General features: G+C 66.4%; 14 protein-coding genes. 4 read left to right on the top strand and 10 right to left on the bottom strand.

Annotated features, from left to right (window positions below; genetic code table 11):
• Positions 1 to 58: 58 nt before the first annotated feature.
• Positions 59 to 2,719, top strand: a complete 2,661-nt coding sequence (locus IF690_RS18380) for an excinuclease ABC subunit UvrA (RefSeq protein ID WP_202696826.1) — start codon at positions 59 to 61, stop codon at positions 2,717 to 2,719.
• A 201-nt stretch (positions 2,720 to 2,920) separates the two neighbouring features.
• Positions 2,921 to 3,154, top strand: coding sequence for a DUF465 domain-containing protein (locus IF690_RS18375; RefSeq protein ID WP_009044487.1), 234 nt, complete (start codon positions 2,921 to 2,923; stop codon positions 3,152 to 3,154).
• Between the two features lie 147 nt (positions 3,155 to 3,301).
• Here the strand turns inward: IF690_RS18375 and IF690_RS18370 are convergent, their stop codons facing one another.
• A complete protein-coding gene (locus IF690_RS18370; protein WP_202696825.1) occupies positions 3,302 to 4,411 on the bottom strand; it encodes an SMP-30/gluconolactonase/LRE family protein in 1,110 nt (369 codons plus the stop codon).
• 25 nt (positions 4,412 to 4,436) lie between these two features.
• A complete protein-coding gene (locus tag IF690_RS18365) occupies positions 4,437 to 5,606 on the bottom strand; it encodes an SRPBCC family protein (protein WP_202696824.1) in 1,170 nt (389 codons plus the stop codon).
• Positions 5,607 to 5,700: 94 nt separating this feature from the next.
• On the opposite strand from IF690_RS18365, the gene bsrA reads away from it, so the two are divergent.
• Positions 5,701 to 6,642, top strand: coding sequence for a LysR family transcriptional regulator BsrA (gene bsrA / locus IF690_RS18360; protein WP_202696823.1), 942 nt, complete (start codon positions 5,701 to 5,703; stop codon positions 6,640 to 6,642).
• A gap of 121 nt (positions 6,643 to 6,763) precedes the next feature.
• Positions 6,764 to 7,390, top strand: a complete 627-nt coding sequence (locus tag IF690_RS18355) for a thiol:disulfide interchange protein DsbA/DsbL (RefSeq protein ID WP_202696822.1) — start codon at positions 6,764 to 6,766, stop codon at positions 7,388 to 7,390.
• A gap of 108 nt (positions 7,391 to 7,498) precedes the next feature.
• On the opposite strand, the gene IF690_RS18350 is transcribed toward IF690_RS18355, so the two are convergent.
• From IF690_RS18350 to IF690_RS18315, 8 genes are all read right to left on the bottom strand, one after another.
• Entirely contained in the window at positions 7,499 to 8,911 is a 1,413-nt protein-coding gene (locus tag IF690_RS18350; protein ID WP_202696821.1) for an amidase, read from the bottom strand.
• On the bottom strand, positions 8,908 to 10,191 hold the full coding sequence (locus IF690_RS18345; protein ID WP_202696820.1) for a Zn-dependent hydrolase: 1,284 nt from the start codon (positions 10,189 to 10,191) through the stop codon (positions 8,908 to 8,910). The genes IF690_RS18350 and IF690_RS18345 overlap by 4 nt, the downstream gene beginning before the upstream one ends.
• Positions 10,192 to 10,204: 13 nt before the next feature.
• Positions 10,205 to 10,900, bottom strand: coding sequence for an ABC transporter ATP-binding protein (locus IF690_RS18340; RefSeq protein ID WP_202696819.1), 696 nt, complete (start codon positions 10,898 to 10,900; stop codon positions 10,205 to 10,207).
• A complete protein-coding gene (locus IF690_RS18335; RefSeq protein ID WP_202696818.1) occupies positions 10,900 to 11,661 on the bottom strand; it encodes an ABC transporter ATP-binding protein in 762 nt (253 codons plus the stop codon). Before IF690_RS18335 ends, IF690_RS18340 begins: the two co-directional genes overlap by 1 nt.
• Entirely contained in the window at positions 11,658 to 12,668 is a 1,011-nt protein-coding gene (locus tag IF690_RS18330) for a branched-chain amino acid ABC transporter permease (RefSeq protein ID WP_202696817.1), read from the bottom strand. The genes IF690_RS18335 and IF690_RS18330 overlap by 4 nt, the downstream gene beginning before the upstream one ends.
• 2 nt (positions 12,669 to 12,670) lie before the next feature.
• Positions 12,671 to 13,531, bottom strand: a complete 861-nt coding sequence (locus IF690_RS18325; RefSeq protein WP_009044477.1) for a branched-chain amino acid ABC transporter permease — start codon at positions 13,529 to 13,531, stop codon at positions 12,671 to 12,673.
• 81 nt (positions 13,532 to 13,612) lie between these two features.
• Positions 13,613 to 14,815, bottom strand: a complete 1,203-nt coding sequence (locus IF690_RS18320; RefSeq protein ID WP_202696816.1) for an ABC transporter substrate-binding protein — start codon at positions 14,813 to 14,815, stop codon at positions 13,613 to 13,615.
• A gap of 112 nt (positions 14,816 to 14,927) precedes the next feature.
• A complete protein-coding gene (locus IF690_RS18315; protein ID WP_202696815.1) occupies positions 14,928 to 15,698 on the bottom strand; it encodes a FadR/GntR family transcriptional regulator in 771 nt (256 codons plus the stop codon).
• Between the last annotated feature and the right edge of the window lie 48 nt (positions 15,699 to 15,746).

Raw genomic sequence — 15,746 nt, 5'->3', positions numbered from 1 at the left:
GCCGTGGGGCTTTCTGACTGGAAATCTCGTCCCGACACCTCCGATACAAGGCTGTCCCATGACTTCAGCGCGCACTACGCCTTTGCCCCAGGTTTTGTCTTCCTTGCCAGCGAACAGTTCGGGTTTTGTCAGGGTGCGCGGCGCCCGCGAACACAACCTGCGCAACGTCGACGTGGATATTCCCCGCGACGCGCTGGTGGTGTTCACCGGGGTCTCCGGCTCCGGCAAATCGTCCCTGGCGTTCTCGACCCTGTACGCCGAGGCCCAGCGCCGCTATTTCGAATCGGTGGCGCCTTACGCCCGGCGCCTGATCGATCAGGTCGGGGTGCCGGATGTCGACGCCATCGAAGGCTTGCCGCCGGCGGTGGCCCTGCAACAGCAGCGTGGCACGCCGAGCACCCGCTCTTCGGTGGGCAGCGTCACCACTTTGTCCAGCCTGATCCGCATGCTCTATTCCCGGGCCGGCAGCTACCCGCCGGGGCAGCCGATGCTCTACGCCGAAGACTTCTCGCCCAACACCCCGCAGGGTGCCTGCCCCAACTGCCATGGCCTGGGCCGGGTCTACGAGGTCAGCGAGGCGTCCATGGTGCCGGACCCTTCGCTGACCATCCGCCAGCGCGCGGTGGCGTCCTGGCCGCTGGCCTGGCAGGGGCAGAACCAGCGCGACATCCTCGTGACCCTGGGCTACGACGTCGATATCCCCTGGCGCGACCTGCCTAAAGAGCAGCGCGACTGGATCCTGTTCACCGAAGAAACCCCGACCGTGCCGGTGTATGCCGGGCTGACTCCGGAGCAGACCCGCGAGGCCCTCAAGCGCAAGCAGGAACCGAGCTACATGGGCACCTTCAGCGGGGCCCGGCGCTATGTGCTGCACACCTTCACCCATTCGCAAAGCGCGCTGATGAAAAAGCGTGTGTCGCAGTTCATGCTCGGCAGCCCGTGCCCGCTGTGCGCGGGCAAGCGCCTGAAGCGCGAGGCGCTGTCGGTGACCTTCGCCGGCCTCGACATCGGCGAGTTGTCGCAGATGCCCCTGCTGCAACTGGCCGAAGTGCTGAAGCCGGTGGCCGCCCAGGCTTACCTGGAGCAGGCCGAGGAAGCCGGCGAGGTCTGGAGCCACGAGCAGACCCAGGCCGCGCGCAAGCAGCGGATCGCCCAGGGCGCGCCCGGGCATGTCGGAGGAGCGGATGTGCGGCACACGCCGAACCTGTCCCTGGAAAAACGCCTGGCCGCGCAACGCATCGCCCAGGACCTGCTGGAGCGGGTCGGCACCCTGACCGGCCTGGGCCTGGGGTACCTGGCCCTGGAGCGCAGTACGCCGACCCTGTCGTCCGGCGAGTTGCAGCGTCTGCGCCTGGCGACCCAGCTGGGTTCGCAGCTGTTCGGGGTGATCTATGTGCTCGACGAGCCTTCGGCGGGCCTGCACCCGGCGGACGCCGAGGCGCTGTTCGAGGCCTTGCAGCGGCTCAAGGCTTCGGGCAATTCGCTGTTCGTGGTCGAGCACGACCTGCAAACCATGCGCCGCGCCGACTGGCTGATCGACGTCGGCCCGGCGGCGGGCGAGCAGGGCGGCCAGGTGCTGTACAGCGGCCCGCCAGCGGGGCTGGCCGAGGTCGCGGCGTCGCAGACCCGCGCCTACCTGTTCGCCGAGCAGGCAACGGCCCGGCGTACCGCGCGCCAGGCCCAGGGCTGGTTGCGCCTGGAGGGCATCAGCCGCAACAACCTGAAGGACCTGAGCGCCGAATTCCCCCTCGGCTGCTTTACCGCGGTGACCGGGGTCTCCGGTTCCGGCAAGTCGAGCCTGGTCAGCCAGGCCCTGCTGGAGCTGGTGGGCGCGCACCTCGGGCGGCCGCAGGGCAACGAAGAGCCGGAAGAGCTGAACCTGGAAGACGACGCCCCGCAGGCCAGCAGCGGCGAAGTCACCGCCGGGCTGGAGCGGGTCAAGCGCCTGGTGCAGGTGGACCAGAAGCCCATTGGCCGCACCCCGCGCTCGAACCTGGCGACCTACACCGGGTTGTTCGACCATGTGCGCAAGCTGTTCGCCGCCACCCCTGAGGCGCGTGCGCTGGGCTACGACGCCGGGCAGTTCTCCTTCAACGTCGCCAAGGGGCGCTGCCCGGCCTGCGAAGGCGAAGGCTTTGTCAGCGTCGAGCTGTTGTTCATGCCCAGCGTCTATGCGCCGTGCCCGACCTGCCACGGTGCGCGCTACAACCCGCAGACCCTGGCTATCCAGTGGCAAGGCCTGAACATTGCCCAGGTCCTGCAACTGACGGTGCAGGAGGCGGTCGAGGTGTTCGCCGGGCAGGCGAGCATCCGCCGTTCCCTGGAGGTCTTGCGCGATATCGGCCTGGGCTACCTGCGCCTCGGCCAGCCCGCCACCGAGCTGTCGGGCGGCGAAGCGCAGCGGATCAAGCTGGCCACCGAGCTGCAGCGCAACTCCCGCGGCGCCACCCTGTATGTGCTGGACGAGCCGACCACCGGCCTGCATCCGCGGGATGTCGATCGCCTGCTGGAACAACTGGACAACCTGGTGCAGGCCGGCCACAGCGTGGTAGTGGTCGAGCACGAAATGCGCGTGGTGGCCCAGGCCGACTGGGTGATCGATATCGGCCCGGGCGCCGGCGACCAGGGCGGCAAAGTGGTGGTCAGCGGGACGCCGCAGCAGGTGGCCAGGCACGGCAAGAGCCGCACCGCACCGTTTCTGGCCCAGGCGCTGGGGTGAATCGCGCTCGTGTCGGCGGGGTTCTGGTCATGGCCGGTAGTGGTGTCGGGCAGTGGCTCGCGGGCAGTGCCGCCGAAGGCGACGAACGGTCACTGCTGTGGTCCTATTGACGGTCGACAGACAGCGGTGGTCGAGGTCATTCTGGTAACTGGCAAGCGCGTGTAAATGGGCTTGCCACCGATCAACAAACGGAGGTGTTTCATGCCGGTGCCCCATGACCTGTACCAGGACCTGAGCTACAGCAAAGAAGACATTCAACAGCGTCGGGCCAATGACCCGCACCTGAATGCCTTGTTCGATAAATACTCCAGCATTGATGATCAGGTGCTCAAAGCGGAGGCCGCGGCGGCCGCTGACGAGGAGTTGAAACGGCTCAAGGAAAAGCGGCTGCTGATCAAGGATGAGATCTCTGAGAAGCTGACCGCGCGCTTCTGACCCCGACCCTGTCCTGAGCGAGGTGTCCCGAGGCTTCGGGCGTCTCGCCAGGTTCTACGCTGTAGCTTCCCTTCCTGCCGTCTGCGTATTTATTTCCCTGTTGCTAAGCCCATGGACGAGACGCGCCCAGGGCTGACCACGACGGCGTCAGGGCGCTTTCGACAGGGCGACGCTCAGTGGCAGGCGCGCCATATGGCTGGCCTTGAGCGAGCCGAAGTACAGGGCGTCGCCGTATTCGCGCACCGTGGTGATGGGTGCATAGTTGCCGGCGCTGGCGTCCTGCAGGTTGGCGATGACCCGGCCCTGGGTATCCAGGCCCAGGACGAAGCCGCGTTTTTCCACCGGCTTGGGCAGCAGGGTCATGGCGCGCACGATCATCTTGCGCACCTGCGGGTAGGGCGCGGTGCCGTCGAGCAGGACGTTGCGCGGGGCGTAGAGCGCCACCCAGAAACGCCCCTGGCCATTGAAACTGAGGTTGTCCGGCAGCCCTGGCAGGTTGTCGATGAACAGGTCGTGGGTGCCGGCCTTGGCGCCGCTGAGCCAGTAGCGGCTGATCCGGTAGGCGCCGGTTTCGTTGACCAGCACATAGGCTTGCTGGGGGCCGAGGGCGATGCCGTTGGCGAACTCCAGGCCATCGAGCAACTGTTCGGTCTGGCCGGTCTGGAAGTCATAGCGCAGCAGGCGACCGTCGCCGCCGTGCTCGATCACCGCCTCGCCATCCTGGCCGTAGCCCCAGCGGCTGGTGGCGTCGCTGAAGTAGGCATAACGCCCGGCGGCGTCCACCGCCACGTCGTCGGTAAAGCCGAAGGGCAGGCCGTTGGCGGAGCGGGTGAGGGTGCTCAACCGGCCCTTGGCGTCCAGCGCCAGCAGGCCCTTGACCGCGTCGGCGATGATCAGCCGACCATCCGGATGGCGGGCCAGGCCCAGGGGGCGTCCGCCGGTGTTGGCCAGTACCTGCAGGGTGCTGCCGTCCAGGGCGGTGCGTATCACTCGACCGTCATGCAGGCCGCTGATCAGCGAACCGTCCTCCAGCAGCAGGGCTTCCGGCCCGTCGATGTCCAGCGCGCCCACCGCCTGCAGGTCCTTGAGCTTCTGGTTCTCGGCGTACAGGCCGCTCTTCAGCGAAGGCGCTGGCGGCGGCGTCCAGGCCAGTGGCTGGACCTTGGTCGGCATCAGCAGCAGAAAGGCGCCGATGGCGATGATCACGACCAGCAGCAGATGGCGAAACTTGATCCGACGGGGGGCGACTGGCTTCATCGATGACGGCTCCTGGGGGATGGGTTCAGGTCACACGCTGCGGTGTGACCCCGGCGCCCAGGGGAATTGCCCGTTGCGCCATTTCGCATAAGGCTAGCAGGGAGTCGGCGGACTCCCGTTCTATCCGCCTTCTGAATAACAGGCGGTTGCCCAGGCGCATCAGCAGGCCGTCGAAGCGGTATTCCAGGGTGCGGATAAACCGCGTGTGCTGGGCGTCCAGTGCCTGGCACTCGTAGGTCACCACCAATTGCAGGCCATGATCGCCCTTGGCCGCAGCACGCCAGCGCTGCCCCGGCAGGTACTCGTCGACCCGCCAGCTCAGGTGCCCGCTGCGCCCGCCAGCGTGGATGTCTTCCTCGAAGCATGCCCCGGCGGGCAGGGCCCCGGCCGGACCCTGGACCTGCAGCGAAGACGGGTGCCACTCCGGCCAGCGGCTGGAGGCGCTGGCGTAGTCGAGCAGGGCCACCGGGTTACGGGGAATATCGATCTGATGCTGCATGCGCGTCATGGACGAGGACCTTGTCGATAGCGAGGAGGTGGCGGGTTCCGGCTCCCAGTACAGGGTGCCGAACAGGTAATCCATCAGTGGCAGGACAATGTTGAAATTGCGCTCCTGCATCAGCTCGCGACGGTGATGCAACTCATGCAGGCGGCGCATCTGGCGGATCCACGGCAGCCGCGCCAGCGGATGCCCGGCTGGCAGGTGTTCGCAGGCATGGAACACTTCGTAGGCCAGGTAACCGATCAGGGTGCAGCTGGCGAACAGCGCCGCGACATTGGCATTCCAGGACTTCAGCAGCCACCACAGGGGCAGGGCGAACAGCAGGCTGTGGACCACGATCAGCCAGGCCGGGAACAGGATCACCCGCCAGTCCCGGGGACCGTCGTAGGTCATGTACCCGGGCACGAAGAAGCTGTGGTGATCGCCGCTGTGGCGGGCGTAGAACATCCGCGCGAAGGCCTGCTTGTGGTGGCCCAGCCAGCGGTGCACGACATAGATGCACAGGTTGAAGAACAGCAGCGCCACCGGCACCGCCAGCCACTCCAGCGGCTGCACCTGGTGCAGGGTGCTCCACAGCAGGGCGATGCACGCCATGCCGTAGGCCAGAACGAAACCGCCGTGCAGCCACGGGTTGTAGCGCGGATGAACCGCGGCGCGGTAACGCTCGCGAAATGCCAGGGTGGTTTGCCTCAAGGCCGTTCTCCTGTGGGTTTTGTTGTTCTTATTGACAGGAGATTAGTCCTGCTCGAATTATCCAGCTAATGGATATTCGGAATGGGCATTATTCATGAAGCTGAATTTGCGGCACCTGGATCTCAACCTGTTGCTGGTGTTCGACGCACTGATGCAGGAGCAGAACCTGTCCCGCGCGGCGGTGCGCCTGAACCTCAGCCAGCCGGCCGTGAGCAACGCCCTGGCGCGCCTGCGCAGCCAGCTCGACGAGCCGCTGTTCATCCGCACCGCCCGGGGCATGCAGCCGACGCCCCGGGCCCATGTGCTGCACGGCTCGGTGCGCCAGGCGTTGCGCCTGTTGCAGGAAGGCCTGGACCCGAGCAGCGAGTTCGACCCGGCGGCGTCCGACCAGACCTTCACCCTGTCGATGAACGACTACGCCCAGGCGCGCCTGTTGCCGGCACTGTCGCGGCGCCTGCAAAGCGCCGCGCCCAAGGTTCGCCTGGCGGTGCGCAGCGACGCCGCCGACTCCCTGCCGGCCTGGCTGACCACCGGGATGCTCGACCTGGCGGTGGACTACCTGTACTTCGATGACCCCGACCTCTGCTACCAGCCGCTGCTGGAAGAACAACTGGTGGTGATCGGCCGTATCGACCACCCGGCCTTCGCCCCGCAGCTGAACCTGAAGGCTTATGAACAGAGCCGGCACGTGGCGATTCCGGACCGGGGCGGGCGCGGCTCGCCGCTGGAAATCGTCCTGGGTTCGGCCAAGGTCCAGCGCCATGTGCAGCTGTTCGTCCCGCATTACCTGAGCATCCCCTTGATCGTCGCCCAGTCGGACTTGCTGGGCACGGTGCCGCGGCGCCTGGCGGAGCACTTCTGCGCGCTGATGCCGATTCGTATCGCCGAGCTGCCGCTGGTGGCGCCGCCGGTGCAGGTCAGCCTGATCTGGCACCGCCAGCAGGAGCGGGTTCCGGGGCATCGCTGGCTGCGTGGGGAAATCATCGATCTGGCCGCCCGGTTCGCGGGGCAGACGGAGCTGTCCGGGCATCGATGACAAAAAACCAACAAAAGAGTAAGGCGGGGCTGATTGGCATCGCGGACGGCGCCTGTATCCTTCGGGGCCCGCTTGATGAGCAGCCGTGCTGACTCAGAGGCGCCAACCCATTGGAGATTGCATGCGTCACTCGATTCTGAACATTGCCCTGGCAGCCAGTTGCCTCTTTGGCTTGGCCGGGCAGGCCGCCATGGCGGCGGTGGATGCCAGCCAGTACGTGGAACTCAAGGATGCCGTGCCGCAGGTCGTGCCCGGCAAGATCGAAGTGGTGGAACTGTTTTCCTACGGCTGCGGCCACTGCTACAACCTCGAAGCCTCGATCAACCCCTGGGCGGCCCAGCTTCCCGAAGACGTGAACTTCGTCAAGCTGCCGGCCATGTTCGGCGGGATCTGGGATGTCTACGGCCAGCTGTACCTGACCCTGGCGACCCTGGGCGCCAAGCCCGAAGCGCACCACGCGGTATTCGAGGCGATCCGCGGCGGCAACCGCCTGAAAACCCCCGAGGCCATGGCCGAACTGCTTGAAGGCCAGGGCATCGACCCGCAGAAGTTCCTCGCCACCTACAACTCCTTCGCCGTGCAGGCCAAGGTGATGGACGCGAAAAAACGCACCGCGGCCTACCAGGCCACCGGCGTACCCTCGCTGGTGGTGGACGGCAAATACCGCTTTGGCATGACCAACGACGGCGCCAAAGGCCTGTTCGCGGTGGCGGACCAGTTGATCGCCCAGGTGCGGGCGGCGAAGTAAGCCTTTGATCCCCTGGCCGCTGCCGAGCCTTCAAGGTTGGGCAGCGGCTCCAAGGCATCGAGCGCTAGCCCAAAAGGGCATCGATAGCGATGCCCCCCATCAGCGTTGTCAGTCCTTGATCCGCGGTGCCTGCGGATGCGGGCTCGGGAACGCCTGCTCATAAGCCCGGCATAACCGCAGCACCTGATCATCGGCAAACCGCGCGCCCACCACATGCAGGCCCACCGGCAAGCCGTCCTCGGCGAAGCCGCACGGCACCGACGCGGCCGGTTGCTGGGTCAGGTTGAAGGGGTAGCTGAAGGGCGTCCACTCCATCCACTCGCCCAGGCCGGAACCCGGCGGCACGTTGTGCCCGGCGGCGAAGGCGGTGAGCGGCAGCATGGGCGAGACCAGCAGGTCGTAGCGACTGTGGAACCCGGCCATGTGCGCCACCAGCGCCGCGCGGGCCTCCAGGGCCAGGGTGTACTCATCGAGGCTGATGCCTTCGCCCTGCCGGGCAATGCGCAGCAGGCCTGGGTCGAGCTGCTGGCGTTGCTCCTGGCTCAGTTGCCCGGCCAGCCGCGCGGCGCCGGCGAACCACAGGGTATTGAACAGCTCCAGCGGGTCGCTGAACCCCGGGTCGACCTGCTCGACGTGGGCGCCCAATTGCGCCAGGCGCTCCACCGCCCTGGCCACTACTCGCGCCACCTGTGGCTGCACCTTCACGTAACCGAAATCGGGGCTGTAGGCGATACGCAGGCCTTCAAGGTCGCTGCGCTCCGGTAGCCAGGGCGTGCTGCGTGGAGCCCCGGCGAGGCCATCGCGGGCATCCGGCCGGGCGACGGTTTGCAGCATCAGCACCGCATCGTCGACGGTGCGGGTCATCGGCCCCAGGTGCGAGAGAAGGGTCATGGCGCTGGCCGGCCACTGCGGTACATAACCGAAGGTCGGCTTGATCCCGAAGGTGCCGGTGAAGGCGCAGGGAATGCGGATCGAACCTCCGGCATCGCTGCCCTGGTGCAGCACGCCGAGGTTCAGCGACGCCGCGGCGGCCGCGCCACCGGAGGAGCCGCCAGCGGTGGTGCGGGTGTCCCAGGGGTTGCGGGTGATGCCATACAGCGGGTTGTCGGTCACGCCTTTCCAACCGAATTCCGGGGTGGTGGTCTTGCCCAGCAGCACCGCGCCGGCGTTGCGCATAAAGGCCGGAAAGGGCGCATCGACCTCCCAGGGGCCGCTGGCGGAGGTGGTTTTCGAACCCTTGCGCGTGGGCATGCCACGGGTCAGGGTCAGGTCCTTGATCGAGGCCGGCACGCCGTCCAGCGCACCGCAGGGTTGGCCCTTGAGCCAGCGCCGCTCGGAGGCCCGAGCCGCGTCCAGCGCACCTTGCCGGTCGACATGGCAGTAGGCGTTGACCTGCGGGTTGAAGCGCTCGATACGCGCCAGGGCGTCCTCGGTCACTTCCACCGGCGACAGGCGCTTGTCGCGGTAATGGGCGAGCAGTTCGACACCGCTCATCTCGGCGATTTCGCTGTGTCGGGTCATGCCGCTGCTCCTGTTTGTTGCGCCGCGTTGACCATGGCCCGCAGCAACACCGCACAACCGTCGGCCAGGTCCTGGGGCGCGGCGTTTTCGATTTCGTTGTGGCTGATGCCGCCTTCGCAGGGCACGAAGATCATCCCGGCCGGGCCCAGTTCGGCGATGAAGATTGCGTCGTGCCCGGCGCCGCTGACGATGTCCATATGGCTCAGGCCCAGTTGTGCGGCGCCCTGGCGCACGGCGGCGACGCAGCCGGGGTCGAAGTCCAGCGGCGGGAAGTCGGCGGTGGGGGTCAGCTCGAAGCCCAGGCCGTGCTGCCGGCAGGTGTCTTCGATCACCTGGCGCACCTCGTCGACCATGGCCTGCAGCTGGTCGGCATGCAGGTGGCGCAGGTCGAGGGTCATCTGCACCTGGCCGGGAATCACGTTGCGCGAGCCCGGGTGCAGGCTCAGGCAGCCGACGGTGCCGCAGGCATGGGGCTGTTGCTCGTGGGCGATGCGGTTGACCGCGCTGATCACCTGGGCGGCGCCCACCAGGGCATCCTTGCGCAGGTGCATCGGCGTCGGCCCGGCATGGGCTTCGACCCCGGTCAGGGTCAGGTCGAACCACTTCTGGCCGAGGCAGCCCATGACTACGCCTATGGTGGTCTGGCGGTCTTCCAGCACCGGGCCCTGTTCGATGTGCGCCTCGAAATACGCGCCCACCGGATGGCCGGGCACCGCCCGCGAGCCGGCATAACCGATGCGCTGCAACTCGCTGCCCACCGACAGCCCCTGTTCGTCCTGCTTGCGCAGGGTGTCCTCGAGGTCGAACTTTCCGGCGAACACCCCGGAGCCCATCATGCAGGGTGGGAAGCGCGAACCTTCTTCGTTGGTCCAGACCACCACCTCGATCGGCGCTTCAGTTTGCAGACCGAGGTCGTTGAGGGTGCGGATCACCTCCAGCCCGGCCATCACCCCGTAGCAGCCGTCGAACTTGCCGCCAGTGGGCTGGGTGTCGATATGGCTGCCGGTCATCACCGGCGGCAACTGCGGATTACGCCCGGCGCGGCGGGCGAAGATATTGCCGATGCCGTCGATGCTGACACTGCAACCGGCCTCTTCGCACCAGCGCACGAACAGATCGCGGGCCTGGCGGTCGAGGTCGGTCAGGGCCAGGCGGCACACGCCGCCCTTGGCGGTGGCGCCCAGTTGTGCGAGGTCCATCAGCGATTGCCAGAGGCGTTCGCGGTTGACCAGCAGGGCGCTGTCTTGCAACGGGGGTACGGACACAATCGGACTGTTCATTTCAGCTCTCCCCTCAGGCGCTCAGGGCCAGGTAGCGGTTCTTGATGCTCGGGTCGGCGCGGAAGTCGGCGGCGCTGCCTTGGTAGACCACGCGACCCTGTTCGAGGACGTAATGGCGGTCGGCGAGCGTGTCGCAGACCATCAGGTTCTGTTCCACCAGCAGCACCGGCAGGCCGTCGTCCTTGATCCTGCGCAGGATCTTCACCAGCTCGTCGACGATCACCGGGGCCAGGCCCTCGGTGGGTTCGTCGAGGATCAGCAGCCTGGGATCGTTGAGCAGGGCGCGGGCGATGGCGAGCATCTGCTGCTCGCCGCCGGACAGCGCATGGCCGGCGTTTTTACGGCGTTCCTTGAGGCGCGGGAACATGCCGTAGACGTCTTCCAGCTGCCAGCGGCTGCTCTTGCGCTGGGCGATGCGCAGGTTTTCCTCGACGCTGAGCAAGCGGAAGATACCGCGGTGTTCCGGCACCAGCGCCAGGCCCTGGCGAGCGATCTCGAAGATCTTCCGGCCCACCAGCTCCTGGCCGTTGAAGCGGATCTGCCCCTGGCGCGGGCAGATGATCCCGAGGATGCTGCGCAGGGTCGTGGTCTTGCCCGCGCCGTTGCGCCCCAGCAGGGTCACCAGTTCGCCAGCGTTGACCTGCAGCGAGACGCCTTCGAGGACGTGGCTCTTGTCGTAGTAGGAGTGGATATTCTCGACGGTCAGCATCAGGCGGCTTCTCCCAGGTAGGCGCTGCGCACGCGCTCGTCGGCGCGGACGAATTGCGGGGTGCCCTCGACCAGGATCTGGCCGTGGCTCATGACGGTGATGCGTTGGCTGATGGACATGACGATGCTCATGTTGTGTTCGATCAACAGCACCGTGTGATCGCGGCCCAGGTCGCTGATCAGCTGGGTCATGATCGGGATGTCGTCGATGCCCATGCCCGAGGTCGGCTCGTCGAGCATCAGCAGTTTTGGCCTGGAACAGATCGACATGCCGACCTCCAGCACCCGCTGCTGGCCGTGGGACAGCTCGCCGGCGAGGGTGTCGGCGCGGGCCGTCAGTTGCAGGCGTTCAAGCACCTGGTCGGCCATCTCCAGGTGCTCGCGGCGGCTGTCGACATGGCGCCAGAAGTTCAGCGCCGCCAGGCCATCGCGACCCTGGGCGGCCAGGCGCAGGTTTTCCCGCACGCTGAGGTTCTGGAACAGGCTGGTCAACTGGAACGACCGGGCCATGCCCAGGCCGACCCGGCCGTGAGCGGGTTTCTTGATGATGTTCTTGCCGTTGAACAGGATCGCCCCGGCGCTGGCCTGGCGTTCGCCGGTCAGGCAGTGGAACAGGCTGGTCTTGCCGGCGCCATTGGGGCCGATGATGGTGTGGATGGTGCCGGCCTCGACCTTCAGGTTGACGCCGTTGACCGCATGGAAGGCGCCATAGGCCAGCTCCAGGTCCTGGGTTTGCAGCAGGTACTGCGCGGGGCTGTTCATGACAGTTTCTCCTCGGTCGGCAGGGCCGTCTTGCGTGGCTTCAGGATGCGTTCGAACAGGCTCGACAAGCCGCCCCACAAACCACCGCGCATGAAGATCACCACCAGGATCAGGATGATCCCCAGCAGCATCAGCCAGCGCGGCCAGAGCTCGGAGAGGAACTCGCCGAGCAGCACGATGGAACCGGCGCCCAGCAGGGAGCCGAACAGCGAGCCGGTGCCGCCGACGATGGTCATGATCAGAATGTTTTCCGACATCGCCAGGTCGATGCTCGACAGCGGCACGAAATGCAGGAGCATGGCGTACAGCGCCCCGGCGATCCCGGTGACCGCGCCGGACAGCATGAACACCAGGATCTTGAAGTGCCGGGTGTCGTAGCCGATGGCGGCGGCGCGGGTTTCGTTCTCGCGGATCGCCATCAGCGTGCTGCCGAACGGCGAGGCGATCACCCGCCGGGCGCCGATGAAGATCAGCAGGAACAGCACCGCGACGAAGGCGTAGAAGTAGCGCGCGTCGCTCAGCGACAGCAGCACGGTGTCGCCGATGCGGATCTGCGGGCGCGGCACGCTGAGCAGGCCGTTGTCGCCGCCGGTCCAGTCGCTCAGGGTGTAGGCGATGAAGTAGGCCATCTGGCTGAAGGCCAGGGTCAGCATCACGAAGTAGATGCCGGTGCGCCGGATCGCCAGGGCGCCCACCAGCAACGCCAGCAGCGCGCCCACCAGGGCCGCGCCGAACAGGGCGCCGAACAGGCCCAGTTGCAGGTGGATCATCAGCAGCGCGGCGCAGTAGGCCCCACCGCCGAAGAAGATGCCCTGGCCGAACGACAACAGGCCGGTGTAGCCCAGCAGCAGGTTACAGGCCAGCGCCGCGAGGGCGAAGATCAGGATCTCGGTGGCCAGGGTCGCCGACGGCAGCACCAGCGGCAGGCCGATCAGTACCGCGACCACCAGCCACGGCAGGGCGCGCGACTGGGTCTTGGCGAACGGCAGGGGATTTTTCTCGCTCATGTTCATGCTCTCCCGAACAGGCCGTAGGGACGGACCAGAATCACCGCCGCCATGGCGCCGTAGATCATCAGGCTGGCGCCTTGCGGCCAGAGGGTGGTCATCAGGCTCTGCACCACGCCCACCAGCAGGCCGCCTACCAGGGCGCCGCTGAATGAACCCATGCCGCCGATCACCACCACCACGAAGGCCACCCCGAGGATTTCCGGGCCGACAAAGGGCTGGGCGCCACGCAATGGGGCGAACAGCACTCCGGCGATCCCGGCCAGGGCCACGCCGAGGGCGAAGGTCATGGAGAACAGGCGGAAGATGTTGGTGCCCAGCAGCGACACGGTCTCGGTGCTTTCGCTGCCGGCGCGCACCAGGGCGCCGAAGCGCGTGCGCTCCAGCAGCAGCCACAGCGCCAGCCCGACCAGGGCCGAGAAGACAATGAGGAACAGGCGGTAGTAGGGGTAGACGAAGTCGCCGACGATCAGCACGCCGCGCAGCAGTTCCGGTACCGCGACGCTTTTGCCGACGGGCCCCCAGATCAGCACGCTGGCTTCCTGGATGATCAGCGCGATGCCCAGGGTCACCAGGATCTGGAAGGTGTGGGGCAGGTGGTAGATGCGCTGGATCAATAATCGCTCGATGGCCCAGGCCAGGGCCGCGACCACCAGCGGCGCGACCAGCAGCGCCAGCCAGAAGCTGCCGGTGAGGCTGACGGCGGTGTAGCAGATGTAGGCCCCGAGCAGGAAGAACGCGCCGTGGGCGAAATTGACGAAGTTCAGCAGGCCGAAAATGATCGTCAGGCCCACCGCGATCAGGAAGTAGATCATTCCCAGGCCGAGGCCGTTGAGGATCTGGAACAGGTAAAGGTTGAGCATGCGGGTACCCTCGGCAGGGGGCCGGCGACTGTCGTCGGGCGGCCCGCTGCCTCTAGCCAGCGATGAAAAGGTCGGTCGGGGTCAGGCCAGGTGGCAGCCGGTGGCGCTGACATCCGGGAACGAACGCCCGGAGCTGAGCACTTCGGCCAGGTCGTCCTTATCGCGCATGCTGGCCGTGGCCTTGCCCAGCAGCAGGTAGTAATCCTTGATCACCTGGTGGTCGCCGGCGCGGATGCTTTCCTCGCCGGTCGGCCCTTGGTACGTCAGGCCTTGCATGGCCTTGGCCACGGTCGCGCCGTCGAAACTGCCGGTAGCGACTATGGCGTCGAGCATGATTTTGGTGCCGATGTAGTCGGCGGCCAGCGGGTAGGTGGGGTTGATGCCGTACTTGGCCTGGGTCAGCTTGACCAGCTCGCGGTTGAGCGGGGTATCGACCTGGTGCCAGTACTGCGCGCCGAGGTAGACGCCTTCGAGCACGTCGCTGCCCAGTTCCTGGAACTGGTCGAGCCCGGCGGACCACACCAGCAGCACTTTCATGCGTTCCTTGATGCCGAAGTTCACCGCCTGGCGCAGGGCGTTGGAGGACTGGCTGCCGAAGTTGAGCAGCACCAGCACGTCGGGCTGGGCGGCGATGGCATTGGTCAGGTAGCCGGAGAATTCCTGCTCCTGCAACGAGTGATAGCTGTTGCCGACGTGCTCGATGCCATGTTCGGCGCACACCTGTCTGGCGCCGGCCAGCAGTGCTTCGCCGAACACGTATTGCGGGGTGATGGTGTACCAGCGCTTGGCCTCGGGCAGGCGCTTGATCAGCGGCACCATGGTTTCGCGAATGGCGCCGTAGGTCGGCACCGACCAGCGGAAGGTCGAGGCATTGCAGTCCTTGCCGGTGACCTCGTCGGCGCCCACCGGGGTCATGAACACGCCGTTGACCTTGCCCACTTCCTTGGCCACCGCCAGCGCCGAAGACGACAGGGTGCAGCCCTGGAAGAATCGCGCGCCATCCTGGGCAATCGCCTCCTGGACCTTGCGCACCGCCTTGCCGGCGTTGCCTTCGGTGTCGATCACCTTGTAGTTCAGCGGTCGGCCGAGCAGGGTCGGGTACTGTTCCACCGCCAGGCGCGAGCCCATGTCGGCGAACTTGCCGTAGCTGGCGAAGGCCCCGGACATCGACTTGAGCCCGTAGAAGGTAAAGGGTTCGGCGGCAAAGGCGTTGCGCACCCCCAGCGGAAGGCTGAGGGCTCCGGCAACGGTCAGACTGGCTTTCAACAACGTACGACGCTGCATGGGGTAACTCCCTGGTTTAGTTATTGGCAGGAGTGGCAATGGCAAAACGGCGCAGCAGCCTGTGTTCAGGCTTTGTTATTGGCGAAGCGGCGTGTGGCGGGTACGGCGGTTATCAGTGGTGGTGGTCGAACTCCAGCAGGAAGTGTTGGGTGACCTCGCCCTCGAGGGCGCTCATATGGTGTTCGGCGTCGCACATGTGTTCGTGCATCAGCTGGCGTACCGCGGCTTCGTCCTCGGCTTTGAAGGCCAGCAACAGGCGCTTGTGGTAGTCGAGGTTGGCGGCGTCGAACTGCTTGCGCTTGGGCTTGTAGGCCTTCTTCAGCACCACCAGGTCGCGCAGCAGGTCGTTAAGGAACTGCGCCATGAAACTCAGCAGCGGGTTGGGGCAGGCGCGGCCCAGCAGGTTGTGGAATTCCAGCTCGGCGATGCGCTGTTCGCGCTGGCCGGCTTCGCTGTCTTCCGGGGCGCTGCAGAAGTCGATATTGGCCTGCAGGGCCTCGTAGTCGTCGGCGCTCAGGCGGCCAATCACCGACACCGCCAGTTCCACTTCGATGACCTTGCGCAGCTGGTACACCTGCTCGCCGTCCATGTGCTGGAAGTGCAGGTAATTGCGCAGGGCGCGGCTCGCCGGCTCGGTGCCGGCCTGGTTCAGGTAGGCGCCGCCGCTGGGGCCGGTGCGGGTGTTGACCAGCCCTTCGACCTCCAGCGCCTTGAGCGCTTCGCGGGCCGAGCCCTTGGAGCACTGGAAGCTTTCCATCAGCTCGCGCTCGGTCGGCAAGCGATCGCCGGGACGCAGGGCATTGATGACGATGGAGCGCTTGACCGACTCGACAATGACGTCGGAAAGCTTCTGGCGTTTGCGGCGAACAGGTCGTTTGAGCATGGTTTCGATTGATCGTATTAATGCGGATAAATAGTACTTAATAGGGCG

Origin of the sequence: Pseudomonas sp. SK3(2021), assembly GCF_016772375.1 — a bacterium.
In the GTDB taxonomy this organism is placed as follows: domain Bacteria; phylum Pseudomonadota; class Gammaproteobacteria; order Pseudomonadales; family Pseudomonadaceae; genus Aquipseudomonas; species Aquipseudomonas chlororaphis_I.
This window is presented reverse-complemented; position numbering and strand designations above follow the sequence as displayed.

Bases quoted from the DNA above. Each gene is read 5' to 3' on its own strand.
- IF690_RS18380 (WP_202696826.1), top strand. From the start codon at position 59: ATGACTTCAGCGCGCACTACGCCTTTGCCCCAGGTTTTGTCTTCCTTG.
- IF690_RS18375 (WP_009044487.1), top strand. From the start codon at position 2,921: ATGCCGGTGCCCCATGACCTGTACCAGGACCTGAGCTACAGCAAAGAA.
- IF690_RS18370 (WP_202696825.1), bottom strand. From the start codon at position 4,411: ATGAAGCCAGTCGCCCCCCGTCGGATCAAGTTTCGCCATCTGCTGCTG.
- bsrA (WP_202696823.1), top strand. From the start codon at position 5,701: ATGAAGCTGAATTTGCGGCACCTGGATCTCAACCTGTTGCTGGTGTTC.
- IF690_RS18355 (WP_202696822.1), top strand. From the start codon at position 6,764: ATGCGTCACTCGATTCTGAACATTGCCCTGGCAGCCAGTTGCCTCTTT.
- IF690_RS18350 (WP_202696821.1), bottom strand. From the start codon at position 8,911: ATGACCCGACACAGCGAAATCGCCGAGATGAGCGGTGTCGAACTGCTC.
- IF690_RS18345 (WP_202696820.1), bottom strand. From the start codon at position 10,191: ATGAACAGTCCGATTGTGTCCGTACCCCCGTTGCAAGACAGCGCCCTG.
- IF690_RS18340 (WP_202696819.1), bottom strand. From the start codon at position 10,900: ATGCTGACCGTCGAGAATATCCACTCCTACTACGACAAGAGCCACGTC.
- IF690_RS18335 (WP_202696818.1), bottom strand. From the start codon at position 11,661: ATGAACAGCCCCGCGCAGTACCTGCTGCAAACCCAGGACCTGGAGCTG.
- IF690_RS18330 (WP_202696817.1), bottom strand. From the start codon at position 12,668: ATGAGCGAGAAAAATCCCCTGCCGTTCGCCAAGACCCAGTCGCGCGCC.
- IF690_RS18325 (WP_009044477.1), bottom strand. From the start codon at position 13,531: ATGCTCAACCTTTACCTGTTCCAGATCCTCAACGGCCTCGGCCTGGGA.
- IF690_RS18320 (WP_202696816.1), bottom strand. From the start codon at position 14,815: ATGCAGCGTCGTACGTTGTTGAAAGCCAGTCTGACCGTTGCCGGAGCC.
- IF690_RS18315 (WP_202696815.1), bottom strand. From the start codon at position 15,698: ATGCTCAAACGACCTGTTCGCCGCAAACGCCAGAAGCTTTCCGACGTC.